The following is a 20,362-nucleotide window of genomic DNA, read 5'->3' on the forward strand; positions in this document are numbered from 1 at the left end:
CCATCCCGCCCGTCATGCGAGCCGGCCGCGGCATTCGAGCACCACTGGAGCCAATATGTCGGCAAATCGCCTTTGCCCGTCCGCGTCACCGACCAGGTCCTGCCGCATCTCTATGCCCAGATAGGGAATGCCGTTCCCCTCTGCATGGCGGTTCATCGTGGCGTTCAGCACCTTGCCCGAATAGGGCAGTTGATCCCCCACCTTCAGCCCCGCCGCCTCCAGCATGGGAATGGCGATCCGCGCCGCCCTGTCGTCCCGGTTGTAGAGGACGCCGATGTCCCAGGGGCGCTTCTGGCCGGGATCGCTGGCGAGGCGGGGCGTGAAGCTGTGGACCGACAGGATGAACGGCGACGCCATGCGCTCCAGCAGCCGCGCGACATGATGATGATAGGGATGATGGAACCGCATCATCCGGTCGGCCAGGTCGGCATGGCGGTTGCCCGGAACGGCATGGCCGTCGCTCATCACGGGCAGCAGGCCGGGCGCATCCTCTTCCCGGTTGAGGTCGATGACGAGCCGCGAAACGCCGCCCAGCACGGCCGTGCAGCCCAATTGCCGCGCCAGCAGCGCGCTGACCTCCGCCACGCCGATGTCGACGGCGATATGATCGGCCAGCAACGCTGAGTCGATCCCAAGGTCGATGTCCGCCGGAACATGCGCCGAGGCATGATCGGCAATGATCAGGACATTGAGATCGCCGCCATCGATCTGGGTAAAGGCCTCGCTCATGCCGCCCTGATCCTCGTTTCCGCGACCCACCATCCGTTCCGAGCCGCACGCAAGGCTGCCGCCGCCTCCGCCATCTGCCGATCCGTATCGAACAGGGCGAAGCAGGTCGCGCCCGATCCCGACATGCGGGCAAGGCGCAATCCGGCGCAGGTCTTCAACGCCGCCAGCACATCGGCGATCACCGGGGCTGCGGCCATGGCGGGAGGTTCCAGATCGTTGCGCCCGTCGCTGATCAGCTGCTCCAGCCCCCCTGCCGCAAGCGGCCCCCGGTCGCGTCGATCCCACCCGCCGAAGACCTGCGCGGTCGACAGCGCCACGCCCGGATTGACGAGCAGGATCGGCATGGCGGACAGGCCCTCCATGGCCTGCGGCTGCAATATCTCGCCGCGTCCACGCACCATTTGCGGGATGCTGCCGATGCAGGCGGGAACGTCCGACCCCAATGACAAGGTGATGCGTTCCAGAAGCTGGGGCGCCACGGGCGCGTTCCAGAGCCGCATCAGCAACCGCAACGCCGCCGCGGCATCGGCGGAACCGCCGCCAATGCCCGAGGCGACGGGCAGGACCTTGGTCAGCCGCAGGTCGGCGCCGGGACTGTCCCCCAGATGGTCCTGCAATGCGCGGGCCGCCCTGATCACCAGATTGTCCGGCCCGCCATCCAGCAGAGGTCCGAACGGCCCGTCCATCTCCAGCCGGATTTCCCCATCCGCGCGGATGCGGCCCGTCAGCCTGTCGCCCAATTCGGTGAAGACGAACAGGCTTTCCAGCGCATGATAGCCGTCCGCCCGCCTTTCCCGGACATGGAGCGCCAGATTGATCTTGGCGAAGGCGGTTTCGACCAGTTCGCCCGCTTCCACCGGGCGGGCGGCGGCATGCTCCGCTTCAACGTGCGGCATATTCGGGCTTCATCCCCTCTCTCGCCTTGGCGGCCAGTCGTTGCGCCGTTTCTCCCTCGGCGAAGACGGCCGCGGCGCGCCAGGCATAGCGCGCCTCATATCGCCGCCCGGCAGCCCAGAGCGCATCGCCCAGATGCTCATTGATCGTCGCGTCGGAGGGCGCGCCGGCCGCTGCCCGCTCCAGCATCGGCACGGCGGCATCGATGTCCCCGGTCAAGAACTGCGCCCAACCGAGGGAATCGGTGATCGATGCGTCCTGCGGCTTCAGCGCGCTCGCCTTTTTCAGCAACTCCAGCGCCGCGTCCATATTCTGCCGCCGCTCGATCTGCGCATAGCCCAGATAATTGAGTATGGCGGGTTCGTCTGGGGCCAATCTCGCCGCCCGCTCCAGCACGGCGCGCGCCTCGTCCCATCGCGCGCCCTGTTCCAGCGCGCTGCCCTCGAACAACAGCAGCGCCCAGGGGACGGCATCGCCCGAATAGCTGGCCTGCGCCGTGCGGAAGGCGGATGCGGCAGCCCGGTAATCCTTCTCCTGCATCAGCAACTGGCCCAGGCGGACATGGCGCTCCGGCTCTGCATTGGGCACGGCGGCCAGGGTACGGGCAAGGACGATCGCCTCCTGCCGCTGTCCCGCCGCCGCCAACGCCTCGACCAATTCGGCCTGCGCCAGCGCGCCATGCCAGCCGGTGCCGGGAACCATGCGGGCCTCCTCGACGGCATAGGCCGCATAGCCGCCCCGGCCCAGCAAATCGGCGGCGACGATGCGGGGCGTGGCCCCGGCAGGATCGGCAAAGGCGGCGATGCGGGCCAGCCTGATGCCCAGCGACCCCGTGCTGCCGTCCGAGGATATGTCGGTGGCCAGCCGGGTAAGCAGCCGGGCGAAACCCTGTCCCGCCGTCAGCGCTCTGCCATGGAACGAAAGCGCCTTGCCCCGCGCAATGTCCTCGCGGGCCAGCGCGAAATTGGCGTGGGTTTCGGGCAGAAGCGCCAGCGCCTCCGCCCTGGCGCCCCGCGCCGCCAATTGTCCCGCGAAGATCAGCCGCAGTTCGTCCGCCTCCGCCGTCCGCAATGCAAGGGCGCGGTTGATCGCTGGCCGGGCGGCCTGAAGATCGCCGCCGCGAAGCGCCTGCAGCGCCAGATGCTCGTCAAGATAGCGCTTTGCGAGCGACGCGAAGCGGTCGGCGGGATCGATGACGGGCGCCGCATAGCGCCCCTCGCCCACCGAAATCCAACTGCGCATGATCGGCGCCAGAAAGGCGAAATTGCCCTCCGCCACCAGGCGATCGACGATCAGGCGGGCGCCTGCCCAATCCTTGCGGTTCAGCGCGTCCGCGATCTGGAGCAGCGTGCCGTCGCGGGGCAGCATGCCCTCCCCCTCCAGCACGGCGGCGGAGCGCAGCGCCAGCGCCATGTCGCCGCTGATCACCGCCTGGAAATAGGAGCGCCGGGCGACATCCAGGCTGCCGGGATCGCCCGCCAGCGCCTGCCGATAGCTGGTCAGCGCAAGGCCGGGAGCGCCGTCGTCATCGGCCAGGCGCCCCCGCATATAGGCATGCAATGCGCCGCCCGGGTCCACCGATGCGCCCGCCACGGCGGGCAGCGCCAGCAGGATCACAGCAAATGCCTGTTGAGGTAGACGCCTACATGTTCGGATAGTTCGGCCCTCCACCGCCTTCGGGCACGACCCAGTTGATGTTCTGGGTCGGATCCTTGATGTCGCACGTCTTGCAGTGGACGCAATTCTGCGCGTTGATCTGGAAGCGGGGTTCGCCCTCGTCCAGCCCGACCACTTCATAGACGCCCGCCGGACAATAGCGTTGCGCCGGCTCGTCATAAAGGGGGAGGTTGTAGGAAATCGGGATTTCCGGATTTTTGAGCTGGAGATGGACCGGCTGGTCCTCCTCATGGTTGGTGTTGCTGAGGAACACCGACGACAGCCGGTCGAAGCTGATCACGCCGTCGGGCTTGGGATAGTCGATCTTCCTCGACACGTCCTTGCGCCACAGCTTCTCCGCGTCGGGCTTGTGCTTCATCGTGAAGGGCAGGCCGATCTTCAGCGTGCGCATCCACATGTCGATGCCCGCCAGCACCGTGCCGATGCTGTTGCCGAACTTCGACAGCAGCGGCTCGGCATTCTTGACCAGTTGCAGCTCGGTCGCGATCCAGCTCGACCGCAGGTTCGCCTCATAATCGTCCAGCACGTCGCTCGACCGTTCGGCCTGGATCGCCGCGAAGGCGGATTCCGCCGCCAGCATGCCCGACTTCATCGCCGTATGCGTGCCCTTGATGCGGGGCACGTTGACGAAGCCCGCCGAACAGCCGATCAGCGCGCCGCCGGGGAAGGCCAGGGTCGGGATCGACTGCCAGCCGCCCTCGTTGATCGCCCGCGCGCCATAGGAAACGCGGCGGCCGCCCTCCAGATATTTGCGGATTTCCGGATGCTGCTTCCAGCGCTGGAACTCCTCGAACGGGTAGAGATAGGGGTTGCGATAGCCCAGCCCGACGACGAAGCCCAGCGCCACCTGCCCATTGGCCTGATGGTAGAGGAAGCCGCCGCCATAAGCGTCCGTCAGCGGCCACCCCTGGGTATGAATGACGAGGCCCGGCTTGTGCTTGGCGGGATCGATGTCCCACAATTCCTTCATGCCCAGGCCATAGACCTGCGGCTCGCTGTCGGCGTCGAGCGCGAACTGGCGCTTCAATATCTTGGTCAGATGGCCGCGCGCCCCCTCCGCAAAGAAGGTGTAGCGGGCATGCAGTTCCAGTCCCGGCTGATAGTCGGGCTTGCGATTGCCCTCCCGGTCGACGCCCATGTCGCCGGTCGCGACGCCCTTCACCGACCCGTCCTCATGGTAGAGGATTTCCGCCGCCGCGAAGCCGGGGAAGATTTCCACGCCCAACCCTTCGGCCTGTTCGGCCAGCCAGCGGCAGAGATTGCCAAGCGACCCGGTGTAGGTGCCCTTGTTGTGCATCCAGCCCGGCGTCATGATGTGCGGCATGCTGATCTTGCCGCCCTTGCTGAGGAACCAGTGCTGGTTGTCCGTCACCGGCACTTCCGCCATAGGGCAGCCCATGTCGCGCCATTGGGGGAGGAGCTCGTCCAGCGCCTTGGGGTCCACCACCGCGCCCGACAGGATATGGGCGCCGATTTCCGATCCCTTCTCCAGCACGCAAACCGACAATTCCCGCCCGGCCTCGTTCGCGAGCTGCTTCAGCCGGATGGCCGAAGACAGCCCCGCCGGCCCTCCGCCGACGATGACGATGTCATAGGGCATCGAATCCCGTTCGCTCATAATCCCTCCATTCCGTCGACGCCGTGGGTTTCCCTCCCGATCCGGTCGCCGCGCTACCCAAACGTTTTACCACTGAGGGCGATGAAGAAACTTGACCACGGCGTCAACCTCTGGCCCAAGACAATCAATGCGGGGATTAATGCGGGAAAATCTGGCGGACGCCGCCAATGCCTATATGGCGTGGTGGAGCCTGGCCGGCGTGGATTGCGCCATGGGGGAGGAGCCGACCAATTGGTTGCGTCCCCTTCAACAGTCGGCGCGGATACGCGCTGCCGTTCCCGAAGGCGGTCCCGCCCAGCCGAGGCCCCAGTCGCTCGAATCCTTCCTGACCTGGCTTGCGCAGGATGCCGCGCAGCCGGAACGGCGCTGGCCGGGCGCCGCGATCATGCCCGCCGGACCCGTCGACGCTCCGCTCATGGTCATCACCGACATGCCCGATCCGGCGGACATCGGGGCCGGAACGCTGCTCAGCGATCGCGCGGGACAGTTGTTCGACGCCATGTTGCGGGCGATCGGGCTCCAACGGCAGGACGTCCACCTCGCGTCCCTTTTCCTGTCCCGCCCGCCGGGCGCAATGGTGGAGGCGTCGGACCTGTCGGCGGCCGCGGCGCGCATGCGCACATATGTGATGCTTGCCGCCCCGCGAAGATTGCTGTTGCTGGGCGACCGGACGATCCGCACCCTGTTGCCCGCCACGGATTCAGGTTCACGGGTTTTTAACCATGACGGCGGCACCTTACCCGTCTTCGCCACATTTCACCCGCGTTTGCTGCTTGGCCAGCCCGCGGCAAAGGCGGAATGTTGGCATGTGCTGCAAGGTCTGATCGAGGAAATGGCTAAGTGATTCGCGCAACCACCCTTTCGTCCTGCGCGGCGGCGATGGCTTTCGCCGCGATCGCCGCTTCTCCGGCGAACGCCGACACGGCGGTTTCGGTTTCCGCGATTTCCAGTGACATGTCCTTATCGCCTCTCCGGTTGAATGACGCCGACAAGGGGCGGTACGGCGCCATATATGCGGCTTTGCGCGATCAGAAATGGATAGACGCGAAGGCGATGATCGGCGCGCTGGACGCGCAGGACGCTTTCCGCCCGGTCGCCCTGGCCGAACTTTACCTCGCCAGGAATTCGCCCCGGGTAGAGCTGTTCGATCTGCTCGACCTCATCGACAAGGCGCCGTGGCTGGACAAGGCGGATCAGCTTTCCCGGCTGGCGCAGAAGCGCGGCGCCACGATCCTGCCGGTCCTGCCCCAGGTGCAGAAGATGGTCTGGCTGGGCGGCGCGCCCCGCCGCGAATATGTCGCGGCGGTGAAGACCGATGCGCTGGCCCAGGCGCTGGTCGGCCAAATCCAGCCGTTCATCAAGAATGACGATCCGGCCGGCGCCGAAGCCTTGCTCGCCACGGGCGAGGCCGGGCTGACGCCGGAAGGCCTCACCGAAGTGCGGCAACGCGTCGCCTGGGCCTATTATATCGAGAGCGACGACGCCAATGCCCGGCGCATGGCGGCTAAGGCGCTTGAAAGCCGGAGCGGCGGCGATTGGGCGGTGCAGGCCCATTGGACGACCGGCCTTGCGGCTTGGCGCCAGAATGACTGCCGCGCCGCCGCCCCCGCTTTCGCCAATGTCGCGGCGCTGGCGGGCAACAGCGACATGCGGGCCGCCGGCGCCTATTGGTCGGCGCGCGCCTATATGGTGTGCGGAGAGCCGGAACGGGTCGAAAATCTGCTGAAGACCGCCGCTCGCTCGGAAGAGAGCTTCTATGGCCTGCTGGCGCGCGAAACGCTGGCCGTGCCGCTGGGCGGCGCGCCCTCCGCGCCGCGCTTCGGCGCAGCGGAATGGCAGCAGCTCAAGGACAGCCCGAATGTGCGGGCGGCGATCGCCCTGTCCGCCATCGGCGAAACGGCGCGGGCCGACCAGATTCTCCGCTATCAGGCGAAGATCGGCGGGACCGGCCAATATGATGCGCTGATCCGGCTGGCGGGTGCGCTCAGCCTGCCGGAAACGCAGCTCTGGCTCGCCCATAATGGTCCCGTGGGCAAGCAGCCGGGCAGTTTCGCCCGCTTCCCCGCTCCCGATTGGCGGCCGGACGGCGGATGGCGGGTCGACCCCGCGTTGATCTATGCCCATGCGCTCCAGGAATCGGGTTTCCGTCGGGATGTCGTGAGCAGCGCGGGCGCCAGGGGGTTGATGCAGGTGCTGCCCAGTACGGGCAACCTGATGGGACTTTCAGCCTCCGACCAATTGTTCGTGCCGTCCACCAATATGGAATATGGCCAGCGCTATTTGGAAAATCTGCGCGACATGGGCGCGACCGGAGGGCTGCTGCCCAAGGTGATGGCCGCCTATAATGCCGGGCCGATGCCGGTCGAGCGCTGGAACAGCGAAGTGAAGGACAATGGCGATCCGCTGCTGTTCATCGAATCCCTGCCCTATTACGAGACGCGCGCCTATGTGAACATCGTGATGCGCAATTATTGGATGTACCAGATCCAGGCAAAGGGCAGCGCGGAATCGCTGGCTGGAATGGCGCAGGGACTCTGGCCGACCTTCCCCGGAGCGAAGGGCACGCGCCTGGTGCGCCTGACGCCCAGGAAACCGATCGCCAGCGCCAGCATCGCCGCCAGCATCGCGGGCGGTTCCGACTGATGCCGATCGACGAAAGCCGGCCCTTCCTGCCGGTCCAGATCGCATTGCTGACGGTGTCGGACAGCCGCACGGCCGCCGACGACCGTTCGGGCGACATTCTGGCGGATCGCATCGCCGCCGCCGGTCATGTCCTGGCCGACCGACATATCGAGCGGGACGAACGATCGGCCATCGTTGCGCGCCTGCATGCCTGGATCGACGATCCGCAGGTCGATTGCATCATCACCACGGGCGGAACGGGCGTCACGGGGCGCGACGTCACGCCCGAAGCGCTGGCGCAGGTGCAGGACAAGGAGATTCCGGGCTTCGGGGAACTGTTCCGCTGGCTCAGCTACCAAGGCATCGGCACGTCCACCATCCAGTCGCGGGCGACCGCCTGCGTGGCGCGGGGCACCTATATCTTCGCGCTGCCCGGATCGACCGGCGCGGTGAAGGACGCTTGGGACGGCATCCTTGTCAGCCAACTCGACAATCGCTTCCGGCCCTGCAATTTCGTGGAACTCATGCCGCGCCTGACCGAGCGCTGAAACATCGCCACGCCTTGCGGCCTTATTTGGCCGGCGCGGGATTTTCCTTGAAGAATTTGCTCGCCTCACCCAGCATGACCGTCCACCAGTCGATCACATCCGCAAAATTCTTCTGGTTGAGCCCGCCCACCGTCGTCACGTCATAGGCGACCGCCAGCGATCCGTCGTCCCAGACGGACATCTGCGCGAACCTCTTGTCCTTGTTCCATTTATTGGCCAGTTCAGGCGTATTGCCGCCGTCATCCTCGAAGCTCACCTGAAATTGCAGCGAGCCGCAATGGAGCGTCTGTTCGCATTCGTAGAAGAAGATCGAATAATCATAGCCGCTCGCGGCGCTTTCGATCTTCGGATTGCCGGTTTGCTTGCTCTTGCTCAACAGCGCCTTGTATCCGGCGGCTTGGAGCGCCTTCACCACCGTCTGCGGATCGCTCGCGCATACCAACCCGGCGCCGCAGGCCTCCCTATCGGCGGTCAGGCCAGGCGTGGCCAGCGCCGCCATCCACAAGCTCGCCGCGACGATGATCTTCCGCATGATACCCCCTTTTCGACAGGTTTCAGATGAACCGGCGGATAGGGTCTTGTCAATATGTTCTCTCTATGTTCTAATTATGGGATGACGGCGGAGAAAGGCAGAGGCGCTACGGTCAACGGCGACAGCCGACGCTTCAACCTGCCTGAGCGGACGGCCGACGGCGATTGGCTGGATAATTTGGCCAACATAGACGGAGCACCGCCGAGACGGCGCACGGAGGTGACCGTCGAACGCCCCCGCACCATCATCAGCCGCAACAATTCCCCCGACATCGCCTTCAGCCAGTCGATCAATGCCTATCGGGGATGCGAACATGGCTGCATCTATTGCTTCGCGCGTCCCACCCACGCCTATCACGACCTGTCGCCGGGTCTCGATTTCGAAACCCGGCTGTTCGCCAAACCCGATGCGGCAGCGCTGCTCCGCAAGGAGCTTTCCAGAAAAGCCCATCTGGTAAGTCCGATCGCGATGGGCACCAACACCGATCCCTATCAACCGATCGAACGGGATTGGAAAATCACGCGGCAATGCCTTGAAATATTATGGGAATGCCGGCATCCAGTCTATATCACGACCAAGTCCCACCGCATAATGCGGGACATTGATCTGCTGACCCTGATGGCAGGGAAAAGGCTGGTCGCGGTGATGATTTCGGTGACGTCGCTGAATCCCGCCACGGCCCGGACGCTGGAACCGCGAGCGCCGCATCCGCTCCGCCGCGTGGAGGCGATCCGGGCATTGGCGCAGGCGGGCATACCCGTGGTCGCCAGCATATCGCCGATCATCCCCGCCATCACCGATCACGAAATAGAGGATATTGTCGCCTGCGTCGCGTCGGCCGGCGCGCTGGACGCCAGCTATATTCCCGTCCGCTTGCCGCATGAAGTCGCCCCGCTGTTTCGCGCCTGGCTGGAGGAACATCATCCCGACCGCGCGGCCAAGGTGATGGCGATCATTCGCGACATAAGGGGCGGTCGCGACAACGACCCCGACTTCGGCAGCCGGATGCGGGGACAGGGAGTGTGGGCCGACCTGATCCGCACCCGCTTCCAGAAGGCACGGAAACGGGCTGGATTCACCGGCGAACGAGTGACGTTGCGCACCGATCTGTTCCGAAGGCCGGAGGGTGACCAGATGAGCCTGTTCTAGGCCCATCCTGTTGCTTCAAATCCAGCTGCGGGAACTGGGTTCCTTCCTTCGCAGGAACAAGGGGGAGGACATGGCAGGCTCCCCGACCGGAGGAGGGCTTAGCCCGCCACCAGCCGCAAGCCGGAACGCCGGTTGCGGGCGCGATAGCCGTCCGCTTTGGCTTCCATCCGCTCGAACGACCCGATGCGCAGGCCCGCTATCGTCGCGATGCTGTCGACCTGATCCGCGCCGATCAGATAATCGTCGCCCAGGAACAAGCGCGCGGCTTTGCCGCCGCCCACCGGCGCCCGCAGGAAGACTTCGCTCCGCCCTCCCCTGGCGCTCGCCAGAATCTGCGCCAGCACTCCGATTGCGGCTGCATCGCTCACATCGACCACCAGTTCCATGCGGGAATTGTTGGCGAGTTGGCGGAAAGGCTCGATCCCCCGAATCGTCACCCGCGGCGTTTCCTCGCCCGGCAGCCGGTCCAGTTCCACCATCAGCAGCGCGCAATCACCCTCCCGCGCCATATCCTCGATAGCCCTGCAGGCATCCTCATCGAAGCAGCTCGCCTGAAACTGACCGCTGCTGTCGGAGAATGTGGCGGCGGCATAGCGCGCCCCCCGCCTGGTTTCGCGCCAGCGCACATCCTCGACCATGGCGGCCATCACGCCATTGGCCCGGCCGCCTTCCGCCACGGGTTCCGCGCATATCGCGCCATAGCTCTTTGCGCCCCGCGCCTCCGCCAGATGCCGGTAGCGATCCACCGGATGGGCGGAGAAATAGAAGCCGAAAGCCTCCTTTTCCTGCGCCATGCGGTCCGCCGTCGACCAGGTCTGGTGCGGCGGGACGCGCACATCGGCATGCGGCGTTTCGACATCGCCGAACAGGCCGCCCTGTCCGCTTTCCCGCGCCTCCGCGGCGCTGGAAGCTACGCTGAGGATCGTTTCCGCGGCCGCATGGACTCCGGCCCGGTCGGGATGCACGCCGTCAAAGGCGCCCGCCGCCGCCAGGCTTTCCAACTGCCGCCGGTTGAGCAGGCGCGGTTCGATCCGGTCGGCGAAATCGTCCAGCGACTTGAACGACCCGCCAGCCTCCCGCTCGGCCACAAGCTGTTCCATCGCCTTCTCGCCCACGCCTTTCAGCCCGCCCAGCGCATAGCGCACGGCAAAGCCCAGGCGCGGATCGTCGCCTTCGCAATCGACCGCTTCGACCGAGAAGTCCGCGAGGCTGCGGTTGATGTCCGGCGCCAGGCAGGTCAGCCCCATGCGCCGCATATCGTCCACGAACACCGTCAGCTTGTCGGTCAGGTGGATGTCGAAAGCCATGGACGCGGCGTAGAATTCCGCCGGATAATGCGCCTTCAGCCAGGCGGTCTGATAGGCGAGCAGCGCATAGGCGGCGGCGTGCGACTTGTTGAAGCCATAGCCCGCGAACTTGTCGATCAAGTCGAACAGTTCGTTCGCCTTGGCCGCCGCGATGTCGCTTTTCGCGCACCCTTCGACGAAGCGGGCGCGCTGCGCGTCCATCTCCGCCTTGATCTTCTTGCCCATGGCGCGCCGCAGGAGGTCGGCGTCGCCCAGCGAATAGCCCGCCAATATCTGGGCCGCCTGCATCACCTGTTCCTGATAGACGAAGATGCCGTAGGTTTCTTCCAGGATCGGTTTCAGCAATATGTGAGGATATTCAATCTCTTCCTGCCCGTTCTTGCGACGGCCGAACATCGGGATATTGTCCATCGGACCCGGCCGGTAGAGCGACACCAGCGCGATGATGTCCCCGAAATTGGTTGGACGCACGGCGGCCAGCGTCTTGCGCATGCCCTCCGATTCCAACTGGAACACGCCGACCGTGTCGCCGCGCTGGAGCAGTTCGTAGACCGCCGGATCGTCCCAGCCGAGCGAATTGAGGTCGATCTCCACGCCCCGTCCGGCCAGCAGTTGCACCGCCTTCTGCAACACCGACAATGTCTTGAGGCCAAGGAAGTCGAACTTCACCAGTCCCGCGCCCTCGACATATTTCATGTCGAACTGAGTCACCGGCATGTCCGAACGGGGATCGCGATAGAGCGGCACCAGTTGCGACAGCGGCCTGTCCCCGATCACTACGCCCGCCGCATGGGTGGAACTGTGGCGCGGAAAGCCCTCCAGCTTCATCGCATAGTCGATCAGCCGCTTGACCTGCGCGTCATTGTCATATTCCGCCCTGAACTCCGCGACGCCGTTCAGCGAGCGTTCCAGCGTCCATGGATCGGTCGGATGGTTGGGCACCAGCTTGGCCAGGCGGTCGACCTGGCCATAGCTCATCTGCAGCACCCGGCCCGTGTCCTTCAGCACGGCCCGCGCCTTCAGCTTTCCGAAGGTGATGATCTGCGCCACATGGTCCGCGCCATATTTCTGCTGGACGTAGCGGATCACCTCCCCCCGCCGCGTTTCGCAGAAGTCGATGTCGAAATCCGGCATGGAGACGCGTTCCGGGTTCAGGAAGCGTTCGAACAGCAGCCCCAGTTGCAGCGGATCGAGATCGGTGATGGTCAGCGCCCAGGCGACGACCGATCCCGCGCCCGAACCGCGGCCCGGCCCCACCGGAATATCCTTATCCTTCGCCCATTTGATGAAATCGGCGACGATCAGGAAATAGCCCGGAAAGCCCATCTGGATGATGATGTCGGTTTCAAATTTCAGCCGCTCGAAATAGGGCTTGCGCGCTTCCTCGTCGGCGATGCCGGCCTTGGCCAGCCGCGCCTCCAGCCCTGCCGTCGCCTGCTCGCGCAGCATCTTCGCCTCGCCCTCTATGTCGCCGGCCAGGCTGGGCAGGATGGGCTTGCGCTTGGGGGCGGCGACGGCGCAGCGCTGCGCGACCACCAGCGTGTTGGCGAGCGCTTCGGGCAGATCGTCGAACAGCCGCTTCATTTCCGCCGCCGGCTTCATCCAGGCGTCGGGCGAACTGGTCCGCCGGTCGGGCGTCTCGACATAGGCGCTGTCGGCGATGCAGAGCATCACGTCATGCGCCTCGTGAAAATGCGGCTCGGCAAAACAGGTCGGGTTGGTCGCCACCAGCGGCAGGTCGCGGGCATAGGCCAGGTCGAGAAGTTCCGGTTCCGCCTTCCCTTCGATCGGGTCGAAGCGGCGGCAGATTTCGATATAGAGCCGGCCGGGGAACAACGCTTCCAGCCGCTTGGCATAGGCAAGCGCCGCTGCCGGCTGATCCTCGGCAAAGAGCCGTGCCAGAGCGCCCTCTCCCCCGGCGGTCAGGGCGATCAGGCCGTCGGTCCGCCCCTCCAGCATGTCGAGGCTGATATGCGGCACTTCTTCGACCGGGCGGTCGAGATGCGCCATCGACACCAGCGCGCAGAGATTGTCGTAGCCGGCGGCATCCTGCGCATAGAGGGCGATCCAGTCATGCACGGGCGCCGCATTGGCCGGCCGGTCCGGCCGCGAAACGCCGACCATCGCGCCGATGATCGGCTGCACCCCCTCCCCCTTGCAGGCGTCGGAAAAGGCCATGGAGCCGTACAGGCCGTTGCGGTCGGTGATGGCCGCGGCGGGAAAGCCCAGGGCCTTGGCCTGCTTCGCGATCTTCTTGGGGTCTATCGCCCCTTCCAGCATGGTGAAGGATGAAAAGACGCGAAGGGGGACGAAACCGGCATGAGGCATGTCCTCATCTAGGCATTGCCGCCGATTCGACGCCAGCCCCCGCTTGCAGAAAGTCGTGGGTAAAATCGCGCCGGCACGGGCCGATGGTTAACATATCGCCAATAATTGGGCGCTAGGCTGGGCGATCATGCGACTGTCCACCATTACCAACTACGCCTATGGCGCCACCGTAGCCCTCACTCTGGCTTCAGGGGCGGTCATGCTGATGGCCTCCGGCGCCGAGGAGAAGGAGCGGGCCGCCGTCGAGCAGCGCGCCGTGTTCGACCAGATGACCGCCGCGCTGGTGGAAGATGCATATCGGCTGACCGAACAGGCGCGCGCCTATGTGATCACGGGCGATCCGTCGCATATCATCGCCTATCGCCGGGAAAAGGCGGCGCTCCGCTCGGTAGAGCAGCGCATCACCCACCTCCGCGACCGGGGGGCCAGCATCAGCGAACTCGCGGCGTTGCAGCAGGGGCTGCATTGGGCCGATGCGCTGACCGACGAACAGGAAGCCGCCATCGACGCCGCCGGAAAGGGGGATCGGGAAACGGCGCGCGCCATAGTGTTCGGCGACGAATATGGCCGGGAACTCGATCGCGTTTCGGCCCAGATCGGCAAGTTCCAGTATATGCTGGACCAGCGGACGGAAAACACCGTTCGCCAGGCAACCGAAGCGGCCCGGCTGTGGCGGCTGATGTCGGAAATCATGATGGGCGCGACCGCCCTGCTGTTCCTGTGCGTGCTCTACTTCATCCTGAAGCAGCGCATATTGCGCCCGGTGGTGCGGCTGAGCGATGTCGTGACGCGCCTGGCCGCGCAGGATTATGCCGTGGTGCCGCCGGATTTCCCGCAGGTGGACGAGATCGGCGACATGGCGCAGGCCATCCGCATCTTCCGGGAAAACGGCCTGGAAAGGCAGAGGCTGGAGCAGGAACGCGATGCGGACCGGATCACGCGCGACCAGCTTTCCCGCATGACCCAGCGCTTGCAGGGATGCGACAGCACCGGCGGCCTTGTCGAGGTCGTCCGGCGCTTCGCGCCTGAGATCGCCCCGGGCTTTGCCGGGCGGCTCTACATCCACGACACGCGCCGCAACATGATGGTGCAGGCCTGCGACTGGCTGTCGCCCCGGCAATCGGGCGAGGAATTTCCGCCGACCGCCTGCTGGGCGTTGCGGCGCGGACAGATTCACAAGCCGGCCGGGGATCTGGTCGACATACCCTGCGAGCATCTGGCCGAAGGCGCGGAGGTCCGCACCATCTGCATACCGCTGACGGCGCAGGGGGAGAGCATCGGCCTGCTCTATGTCGAACAGCCTGAGGACCGGACCGCCGACCAGATCGGCCGCACCGAGAAATATCTGGAGATGCTGGCGGAGAATATCGGCCTTGCGCTCGCCAATCTGCGGCTGCGCGATGCGTTGCAGCAGATGGCGATGGCCGATCCGCTGACCGGCCTGGCCAACCGGCGCCGCTTCGACGCGGTGTTCAAGGAACTGGTGGTCCGTGCCGAAAGCGCCCTGACGCCGCTGGCCTGCCTGATGGTGGACATCGACCATTTCAAGCGGTTCAACGACACCCATGGCCATGATGCGGGCGACGCCGTGTTGCGCGCTGTTGGCGGCGTGCTGGACGACGCGTTGCGGGAAAAGGATTGCGCCTTCCGCCTGGGCGGGGAGGAGTTCGTGCTGCTGATGCCGGGCTTCGCGCAGGATCAGGCCATCGACCGCGCCATCCAGGTGCAGCAGAAATTGCAGGAACTGCGCGTCGAGCATCGCGGCGAGGAACTGGGGCCGATCACCGCCTCCTTCGGCCTGGCCGTCTTCCCCGATCATGGCAAGGCGGAAACCCTGGTCCGCACGGCGGATGCCGCGCTGCTTCGGGCGAAGAATCAGGGGCGCAACCAGATCGTCATTGCGACGGTCCGGGATGCGGCGTCACATCCCGCCTGAACTTTCCTCCAGCAGCCCTTCGTGAAGGCGGACGACCCTGTCCATCTTCTCAGCCAGTCTTTCATTGTGCGTCGCGACCAGCGCAGCGGAGCCTTCCTCCCGCACCAGCCGCAGGAATTCGGCCAGAACCACATCGGCGGTCCGCTCGTCCAGATTGCCGGTGGGCTCGTCCGCCAGGACGAGGGCGGGCCGATTGGCCAGCGCCCGCGCCACGGCAACGCGCTGCTGTTCGCCGCCGGAAAGCTGGCTTGGCCGATGTTCCAGCCGATGGCCAAGCCCCAATGACCCCAGCAGGGATTCGGCGCGGGCACGGGCCGTCGACATCTCCGCATCGCGGATCACCTGCGGCAGGACGACATTCTCCACCGCGTTGAAGTCCGGGAGCAGATGATGGAACTGATAGACGAAGCCCAGCGCATCCCTGCGCAGCCGCGTCCGCCCGTCATTGTCGAGCTTCGCCGCTTCCTCGCCCGCGATGCGGATCGATCCGTCGAAGCCGCCCTCCAAAAGGCCGACCGCCTGGAGCAGCGTCGATTTTCCCGATCCCGATGGGCCGAGCAGCGCCACGATCTCGCCCTGAGCCACCGACAGGTCGACGCCGCGCAACACCTCTATGGTGACGCCGCCCTGGGTGAAGCTGCGCCTGAGGCCTGCGACCTTCAATATCTCATTCATAGCGCAGCACCTGCACGGGATCGGTATTGGCGGCCTTGAACGCGGGATAGAGCGTCGCCAGGAAGCTGAAGACCAGCGCCATCAGGCAGATGATGGCGATCTCCACCGGATCGGGCTTGGCCGGCAATTCGGTGAGGAAGCGGATAGAGGGATCCCAGAGATTCTGGCCGGTCAGGAACTGGATCGCGTTCACCACGCTCTGGCGGAAGAACAGGAAGGTGAAACCCAGCACCATGCCCGCCGCCATGCCCAGCGATCCTATCGTAACGCCCACGGTCATGAAGATCTTGACCAGCCCGGCGCGACTCGCCCCCATGGTCCGCAGGATCGCGATGTCGCGCGTCTTGGCGCGTACCAGCATGATGAGCGAGGAGAGGATGTTGAACACCGCCACCAGCACGATGATCGACAGCACCACGAACATGGCCACCCGTTCCACCGCCAGCGCTTCGAACAGCGACGCATTCATCTGCCGCCAGTCGGTGACGATCGCGCGTCCCGCGACCTTGCCGGCCAGCGGTTCCAATATGGCGGAGACCTGATCGGCGTTGATGGTCTCCACCTCTATCATGCTGACGACGTCGCCCAGCAGCAGCAGGGTCTGGGCGTCCTCCACCGGCATGACGACGAAGGCCTTGTCATAATCGTAGATGCCGACCTCGAAAATGGCCGCCACCTGATAGGAAACCTGTCGCGGCACCGTGCCGAAGGGCGTAGAGCGGCCCGCCGGATTGATGATGGTAAGGCTGTCGCCCAACTGGATGCCCAGATTTTCCGCCAGCCGCGACCCGATCGCCACCTTGCCGCCATTGGGCGTCAGCGCGCCCAGGTTGCCCGCCACGACCTTCGCCTTCAGCGTCGCATTGTTGCGGATGTCGTTCACGGTCATGCCGCGCACCAGCACCGCTTCCACCCGGCCCTGAAAGCTGCCGAGCAAGGGCTGCTCGATCAGCGGCGTGGCGCTGGTCACGCCGGGCGTCGCCTTGGCCTCCTTCAACACCGCCTTCCAGTCGGGCAGGCGGCCGCCATAGCCCTGGACGACGGCATGACCGTTCAGGCCCACGATCTTGTCGAACAGTTCGGCGCGAAAGCCGTTCATGACGCTCATCACGATGATCAGCGCCGCCACGCCCAGCATCACGGCGACCAGGCTGATGCCGGCGACGAGGAAGATGAATCCCTCCCCCTTGCCGGGCAGCAGGTAACGCCTGGCGATCATGCGTTCGTATCGGGACAGAATCATGACGGCGCGAATGGCCTCTCGATGGGAACAGGCAGCCCGTCTAGCATGCTATCGACCGACGGCAAGCATTGCCGGATTGTTGCAGCGGAGCCACAGCCTCGCGGGGAAAATCACATGTCCCGGAAATAGCCCGTGACAGCGGCCTGCTCTATACATAGCACAGGCGACGAAGCACAGGTAAATGGCCGTGGTTCAGGGATACTGCATCCCGCTTTGAGCTTAGGGGGCTGAGAAGCGGTCGAGGCAGGCCAAGGGGGAGACGAGCAATCGTCCATTAGTACCCGGGTCGTGGAAGCACGGCCCGGGTACTTTTCTTTTCAGGGTCTGTCGATCATCCGTCGGGACGTTCCAAAGCGGATGAACGCGGCTCGGCATGGCCTTCCCCGCACATCGAAAATCCCGTCGGCAGACCACTTGAAACCCTCCTCCATCGAACCATATCAAACCCGTCCAGCCGCCAGATGGGGTTGGACATGGTACCGCCGGATGCCTTGTTTCGGGTCCGGCATGTTCATTTTGCTCTTTGGGAGATTATGACAATGCGTGGTTTTGACCTTACCCCCTATCGCCGCTCGACCGTGGGCTTCGACCGTCTGTTCGACCTGATCGAAAACAATGCGCGGTTGCAGCAAGGCGACAATTACCCTCCGTTCAACATCGAACGGATTTCCGAAGATCGCTATCGCGTCACCCTGGCCGTCGCGGGCTTCCGCACGGACGAGATCGACATCACGGCCCAGCAGAACCTGCTCCAGGTCACCGGGCGCAAGGAAGAATCGCAGGGCGGCGACCGCTCTCGCTTCCTGCATGTCGGCATCGCCAACCGCAGCTTCGAGCGCCGTTTCGAACTCGCCGATTTCGTGCGGGTCGAAAAGGCCGATCTAGCTGACGGCCTGCTGACGATCGAACTGGTGCGCGAGGTTCCGGAGGCGATGAAGCCGAAGAAGATCGCGATCAACGGCGGTCAGCTCGTCGAGATCAATGCCGATCGCGACGCGGCCTGATCCGCTTGCATCGAAAATGGGGCGCGGCAGTTCTGCCGCGCCTTTTTTCGTGGGTCAGATCTCGACCTGGCTGCCCAGTTCGACCACGCGGTTGGTCGGCAGCCGGAAGAATTCCATCGCGCTTTCCGCGTTGCGCAGCATCCAGGCAAAAATCTTCTCGCGCCATAGCGGCATCCCCGGCTTGGCCGACGGCAGCAGCGTCTGCCGGGCAAGGAAGAAGCTGGTGTCCATCATCCTGAACGCCTGACCGCAGCCGGTGACGTTCTTGAGCGCGGCGGGAACGTCCGGCTCCTGCATGAAGCCATATTGCAGGACGAGCCGGAAGAATCCGCGGCCCAGATCCTCCAGCTTGCAACGCCCGTCATCTTCCACCACGGGAACGTCCTTGATCTTGACGGTCAACAGGATGACGCGCTCATGCAGCACCTTGTTGTGCTTGAGATTATGCAGCAGCGCATGGGGAACGCCATCGGGAGTGGAGGTCATGAAGACCGCCGTGCCGGGCACGCGGACTGCGCTGTTCGCGGCAGAGGCGACGAAGACGGGAATCGGCATGGCCGCTTCGCGCAGCCGGTCCTGAACCAGCCGGCGCCCGCGCGACCAGGTGGTGAGGAGCGTGAAGATCACGAAACCGATCAGCAGCGGGAACCAGCCGCCGTCGGGCACCTTCGTGAAATTGGCGGCCAGATAGGCGCCGTCCACCAGGAACAGCACCGACAATAGCGGCGCCGAATAATACCAGCGCCATTTCCACAGCCGGTAGAGCAGCACCGTCAGCAGCACATTGTCGATGAACATCGCGCCGGTGACGGCGATGCCATAGGCGGCGGTGAGGTTCGAGGATGTCTGGAACACCAGCACCAGCAGGATCACCATGACCATCAGCCCCCAGTTGATGAGGGGGATGTAGATCTGGCCGGCCGTCGACGCGCTGGTATGCGCGATCCGCAGGCGGGGCATGAAACCGAGCTGGATCGCCTGTTGCGTGACGGAAAAAGCGCCGGAGATCACCGCCTGGCTGGCGATGATCGCGGCCAGCGTCGCCAGGCCCACCAGCGGCAATTGCGCCCATTGCGGCGCCAGATAGTAAAAGGGGCTGTGAAGGGCGGCGGCGCCCTCCCGAAACAGTAGAGCGCCCTGCCCCATATAGTTCATCATCAACGCGGGCAGGACGAAGGCCAGCCAGGACACGCGGATCGGGCTGCGCCCGAAATGCCCCATATCGGCATAGAGCGCTTCCGCGCCCGTCACCGCCAGCACCACCGCGCCCAGGGCGAGGAAGGCGGGCAGCGGGTCGGTGACGAAGAACATGACCGCCCAATAGGGGTTGAAGGCGTGCAGGATGCCCGGCGTCTTGACGATGCTGATGATGCCCAGAACCGCGATGGTCAGGAAATAGAACAGCATGATCGGGCCGAACAGCGACGCGACCCGGTTCGTCCCCAATCCCTGTATCCAGAACAGGCCGAGCAGGATGAGGACCGCCGCCGGCAGGATCAGGGGTGCAAGGCTGCTGTTGTAGACGGCTAGCCCCTCGACCGCCGACAGCACCGAAACGGCGGGCGTGATCATCGAGTCGCCGTAGAAAAGGGACGTCGCGAACACGCCGAGCAGGACGATGCCGCGCGACCATCGCTGCGTCTTGGTCTGGCCGTTGATCAGGGCGAGCAGGGCCAGGCTGCCTCCCTCCCCCTTGTTGTCGGCGCGCATGATGACCGTGACATATTTCAGCGTCACCACCAGCATCATCGACCAGAACATCAGGCTGATGACGCCCAATATATGGTCGGGGTCGAGTTCCAGATGGTGGTGCCCGGCGAAGGTTTCGCGGAACGCGTAGAGCGGGCTGGTGCCGATGTCGCCGAAGACGATGCCGATCGCGCCGACGACCAGCTTCACCGTCGCCTTCTGTCCGGCATGGCCGTGATCATGGACGCCTTCGTCATCGGCGCGCGCGGCGCCGCCGGTGATCTCGTCAGCCATGAAGAAAATGCCGAATTGTCATGATCTTTGGACACCCGAACGGGGAAGCGGCCCGTCTTGTCATTCCATAAGCCCCCGCAAACCGCCGCGCCCTATCACGGCTCCAGGGTGGTGGCA

The 20,362-nt window shown here is 65.0% G+C and carries 15 protein-coding genes; 6 read left to right on the forward strand and 9 right to left on the reverse strand.

Translation table 11 applies throughout. From position 1 onward, the window contains the following. Positions 1-12: 12 nt before the first annotated feature. Genes Sj15T_RS04455 through Sj15T_RS04470 form a run of 4 tightly spaced genes read right to left on the reverse strand, consistent with a single transcriptional unit; the run spans position 13 to position 4,918 of the window. Positions 13-729 carry an N-formylglutamate amidohydrolase gene (locus Sj15T_RS04455; RefSeq protein WP_013040054.1) on the reverse strand — a complete coding sequence of 239 codons (717 nt, stop codon included), beginning with the start codon at positions 727-729 and terminating at the stop codon, positions 13-15. Further along, the gene (locus Sj15T_RS04460) at positions 726-1,625 is read right to left on the reverse strand and encodes a 4-(cytidine 5'-diphospho)-2-C-methyl-D-erythritol kinase (RefSeq protein ID WP_013040055.1); all 900 of its coding nucleotides are present in this window, start codon (positions 1,623-1,625) and stop codon (positions 726-728) included. Before Sj15T_RS04460 ends, Sj15T_RS04455 begins: the two co-directional genes overlap by 4 nt. Next, positions 1,612-3,234: a tetratricopeptide repeat protein gene (locus Sj15T_RS04465; RefSeq protein ID WP_081440691.1), complete on the reverse strand. Its 1,623-nt coding sequence runs from the start codon at positions 3,232-3,234 to the stop codon at positions 1,612-1,614. Before Sj15T_RS04465 ends, Sj15T_RS04460 begins: the two co-directional genes overlap by 14 nt. Positions 3,235-3,265: 31 nt before the next feature. After that, positions 3,266-4,918 (reverse strand): electron transfer flavoprotein-ubiquinone oxidoreductase, encoded by a 1,653-nt coding sequence (locus Sj15T_RS04470; protein WP_013040057.1) that lies wholly within the window; start codon positions 4,916-4,918, stop codon positions 3,266-3,268. Between the two features lie 139 nt (positions 4,919-5,057). On the opposite strand from Sj15T_RS04470, the gene Sj15T_RS04475 reads away from it, so the two are divergent. The 3 genes from Sj15T_RS04475 (at position 5,058) to moaB (ending at position 8,088) form a co-directional block, all read left to right on the forward strand. Next, complete coding sequence (locus Sj15T_RS04475) at positions 5,058-5,762, forward strand: uracil-DNA glycosylase family protein (protein ID WP_013040058.1); 705 nt, start codon at positions 5,058-5,060, stop codon at positions 5,760-5,762. A gap of 110 nt (positions 5,763-5,872) precedes the next feature. After that, positions 5,873-7,561 carry a lytic transglycosylase domain-containing protein gene (locus tag Sj15T_RS04480; RefSeq protein ID WP_253720704.1) on the forward strand — a complete coding sequence of 563 codons (1,689 nt, stop codon included), beginning with the start codon at positions 5,873-5,875 and terminating at the stop codon, positions 7,559-7,561. Further along, a complete protein-coding gene (gene moaB / locus Sj15T_RS04485) occupies positions 7,561-8,088 on the forward strand; it encodes a molybdenum cofactor biosynthesis protein B (protein WP_013040060.1) in 528 nt (175 codons plus the stop codon). Before Sj15T_RS04480 ends, moaB begins: the two co-directional genes overlap by 1 nt. A 22-nt stretch (positions 8,089-8,110) precedes the next feature. Here moaB and Sj15T_RS04490 read toward each other — a convergent pair whose 3' ends face one another. Beyond that, positions 8,111-8,620, reverse strand: coding sequence for a YbjN domain-containing protein (locus tag Sj15T_RS04490; protein ID WP_013040061.1), 510 nt, complete (start codon positions 8,618-8,620; stop codon positions 8,111-8,113). Between the two features lie 81 nt (positions 8,621-8,701). Here Sj15T_RS04490 and Sj15T_RS04495 point away from each other — a divergent pair, with 81 nt between their 5' ends. Further along, positions 8,702-9,769 carry a PA0069 family radical SAM protein gene (locus Sj15T_RS04495; protein ID WP_013040062.1) on the forward strand — a complete coding sequence of 356 codons (1,068 nt, stop codon included), beginning with the start codon at positions 8,702-8,704 and terminating at the stop codon, positions 9,767-9,769. Between the two features lie 98 nt (positions 9,770-9,867). Here Sj15T_RS04495 and dnaE read toward each other — a convergent pair whose 3' ends face one another. Next, positions 9,868-13,404 (reverse strand): DNA polymerase III subunit alpha, encoded by a 3,537-nt coding sequence (gene dnaE, locus Sj15T_RS04500; protein WP_013040063.1) that lies wholly within the window; start codon positions 13,402-13,404, stop codon positions 9,868-9,870. A 127-nt stretch (positions 13,405-13,531) separates the two neighbouring features. On the opposite strand from dnaE, the gene Sj15T_RS04505 reads away from it, so the two are divergent. Next, positions 13,532-15,340, forward strand: a complete 1,809-nt coding sequence (locus tag Sj15T_RS04505) for a diguanylate cyclase (protein WP_013040064.1) — start codon at positions 13,532-13,534, stop codon at positions 15,338-15,340. On the opposite strand, the gene Sj15T_RS04510 is transcribed toward Sj15T_RS04505, so the two are convergent. Both Sj15T_RS04510 and Sj15T_RS04515 read right to left on the reverse strand, forming a co-directional pair. Next, positions 15,326-16,015 (reverse strand): ABC transporter ATP-binding protein, encoded by a 690-nt coding sequence (locus Sj15T_RS04510; RefSeq protein WP_013040065.1) that lies wholly within the window; start codon positions 16,013-16,015, stop codon positions 15,326-15,328. The genes Sj15T_RS04505 and Sj15T_RS04510 overlap by 15 nt on opposite strands. Continuing rightward, a complete protein-coding gene (locus tag Sj15T_RS04515) occupies positions 16,008-17,258 on the reverse strand; it encodes a lipoprotein-releasing ABC transporter permease subunit (protein WP_041385869.1) in 1,251 nt (416 codons plus the stop codon). Before Sj15T_RS04515 ends, Sj15T_RS04510 begins: the two co-directional genes overlap by 8 nt. A 539-nt stretch (positions 17,259-17,797) precedes the next feature. Here Sj15T_RS04515 and Sj15T_RS04520 point away from each other — a divergent pair. Next, on the forward strand, positions 17,798-18,262 hold the full coding sequence (locus Sj15T_RS04520) for an Hsp20 family protein (protein ID WP_007685769.1): 465 nt from the start codon (positions 17,798-17,800) through the stop codon (positions 18,260-18,262). Between the two features lie 54 nt (positions 18,263-18,316). On the opposite strand, the gene Sj15T_RS04525 is transcribed toward Sj15T_RS04520, so the two are convergent. After that, positions 18,317-20,245: a potassium transporter Kup gene (locus Sj15T_RS04525; RefSeq protein WP_007685768.1), complete on the reverse strand. Its 1,929-nt coding sequence runs from the start codon at positions 20,243-20,245 to the stop codon at positions 18,317-18,319. Positions 20,246-20,362 lie beyond the last annotated feature (117 nt).

Source organism: Sphingobium sp. TA15 (genome assembly GCF_037101235.1).
GTDB lineage: Bacteria > Pseudomonadota > Alphaproteobacteria > Sphingomonadales > Sphingomonadaceae > Sphingobium > Sphingobium indicum.

Excerpts from the sequence above, each read along its gene's own strand:
- Sj15T_RS04460 (WP_013040055.1), bottom strand. The coding sequence starts at position 1,625 with ATGCCGCACGTTGAAGCGGAGCATGCCGCCGCCCGCCCGGTGGAAGCG.
- Sj15T_RS04525 (WP_007685768.1), bottom strand. The coding sequence starts at position 20,245 with ATGGCTGACGAGATCACCGGCGGCGCCGCGCGCGCCGATGACGAAGGC.
- Sj15T_RS04505 (WP_013040064.1), top strand. The coding sequence starts at position 13,532 with ATGCGACTGTCCACCATTACCAACTACGCCTATGGCGCCACCGTAGCC.
- Sj15T_RS04480 (WP_253720704.1), top strand. The coding sequence starts at position 5,873 with ATGTCCTTATCGCCTCTCCGGTTGAATGACGCCGACAAGGGGCGGTAC.
- moaB (WP_013040060.1), top strand. The coding sequence starts at position 7,561 with ATGCCGATCGACGAAAGCCGGCCCTTCCTGCCGGTCCAGATCGCATTG.
- Sj15T_RS04495 (WP_013040062.1), top strand. The coding sequence starts at position 8,702 with ATGACGGCGGAGAAAGGCAGAGGCGCTACGGTCAACGGCGACAGCCGA.
- Sj15T_RS04470 (WP_013040057.1), bottom strand. The coding sequence starts at position 4,918 with ATGAGCGAACGGGATTCGATGCCCTATGACATCGTCATCGTCGGCGGA.
- Sj15T_RS04515 (WP_041385869.1), bottom strand. The coding sequence starts at position 17,258 with ATGATTCTGTCCCGATACGAACGCATGATCGCCAGGCGTTACCTGCTG.
- Sj15T_RS04455 (WP_013040054.1), bottom strand. The coding sequence starts at position 729 with ATGAGCGAGGCCTTTACCCAGATCGATGGCGGCGATCTCAATGTCCTG.
- dnaE (WP_013040063.1), bottom strand. The coding sequence starts at position 13,404 with ATGCCTCATGCCGGTTTCGTCCCCCTTCGCGTCTTTTCATCCTTCACC.
- Sj15T_RS04510 (WP_013040065.1), bottom strand. The coding sequence starts at position 16,015 with ATGAATGAGATATTGAAGGTCGCAGGCCTCAGGCGCAGCTTCACCCAG.
- Sj15T_RS04475 (WP_013040058.1), top strand. The coding sequence starts at position 5,058 with ATGCGGGAAAATCTGGCGGACGCCGCCAATGCCTATATGGCGTGGTGG.
- Sj15T_RS04520 (WP_007685769.1), top strand. The coding sequence starts at position 17,798 with ATGCGTGGTTTTGACCTTACCCCCTATCGCCGCTCGACCGTGGGCTTC.
- Sj15T_RS04490 (WP_013040061.1), bottom strand. The coding sequence starts at position 8,620 with ATGCGGAAGATCATCGTCGCGGCGAGCTTGTGGATGGCGGCGCTGGCC.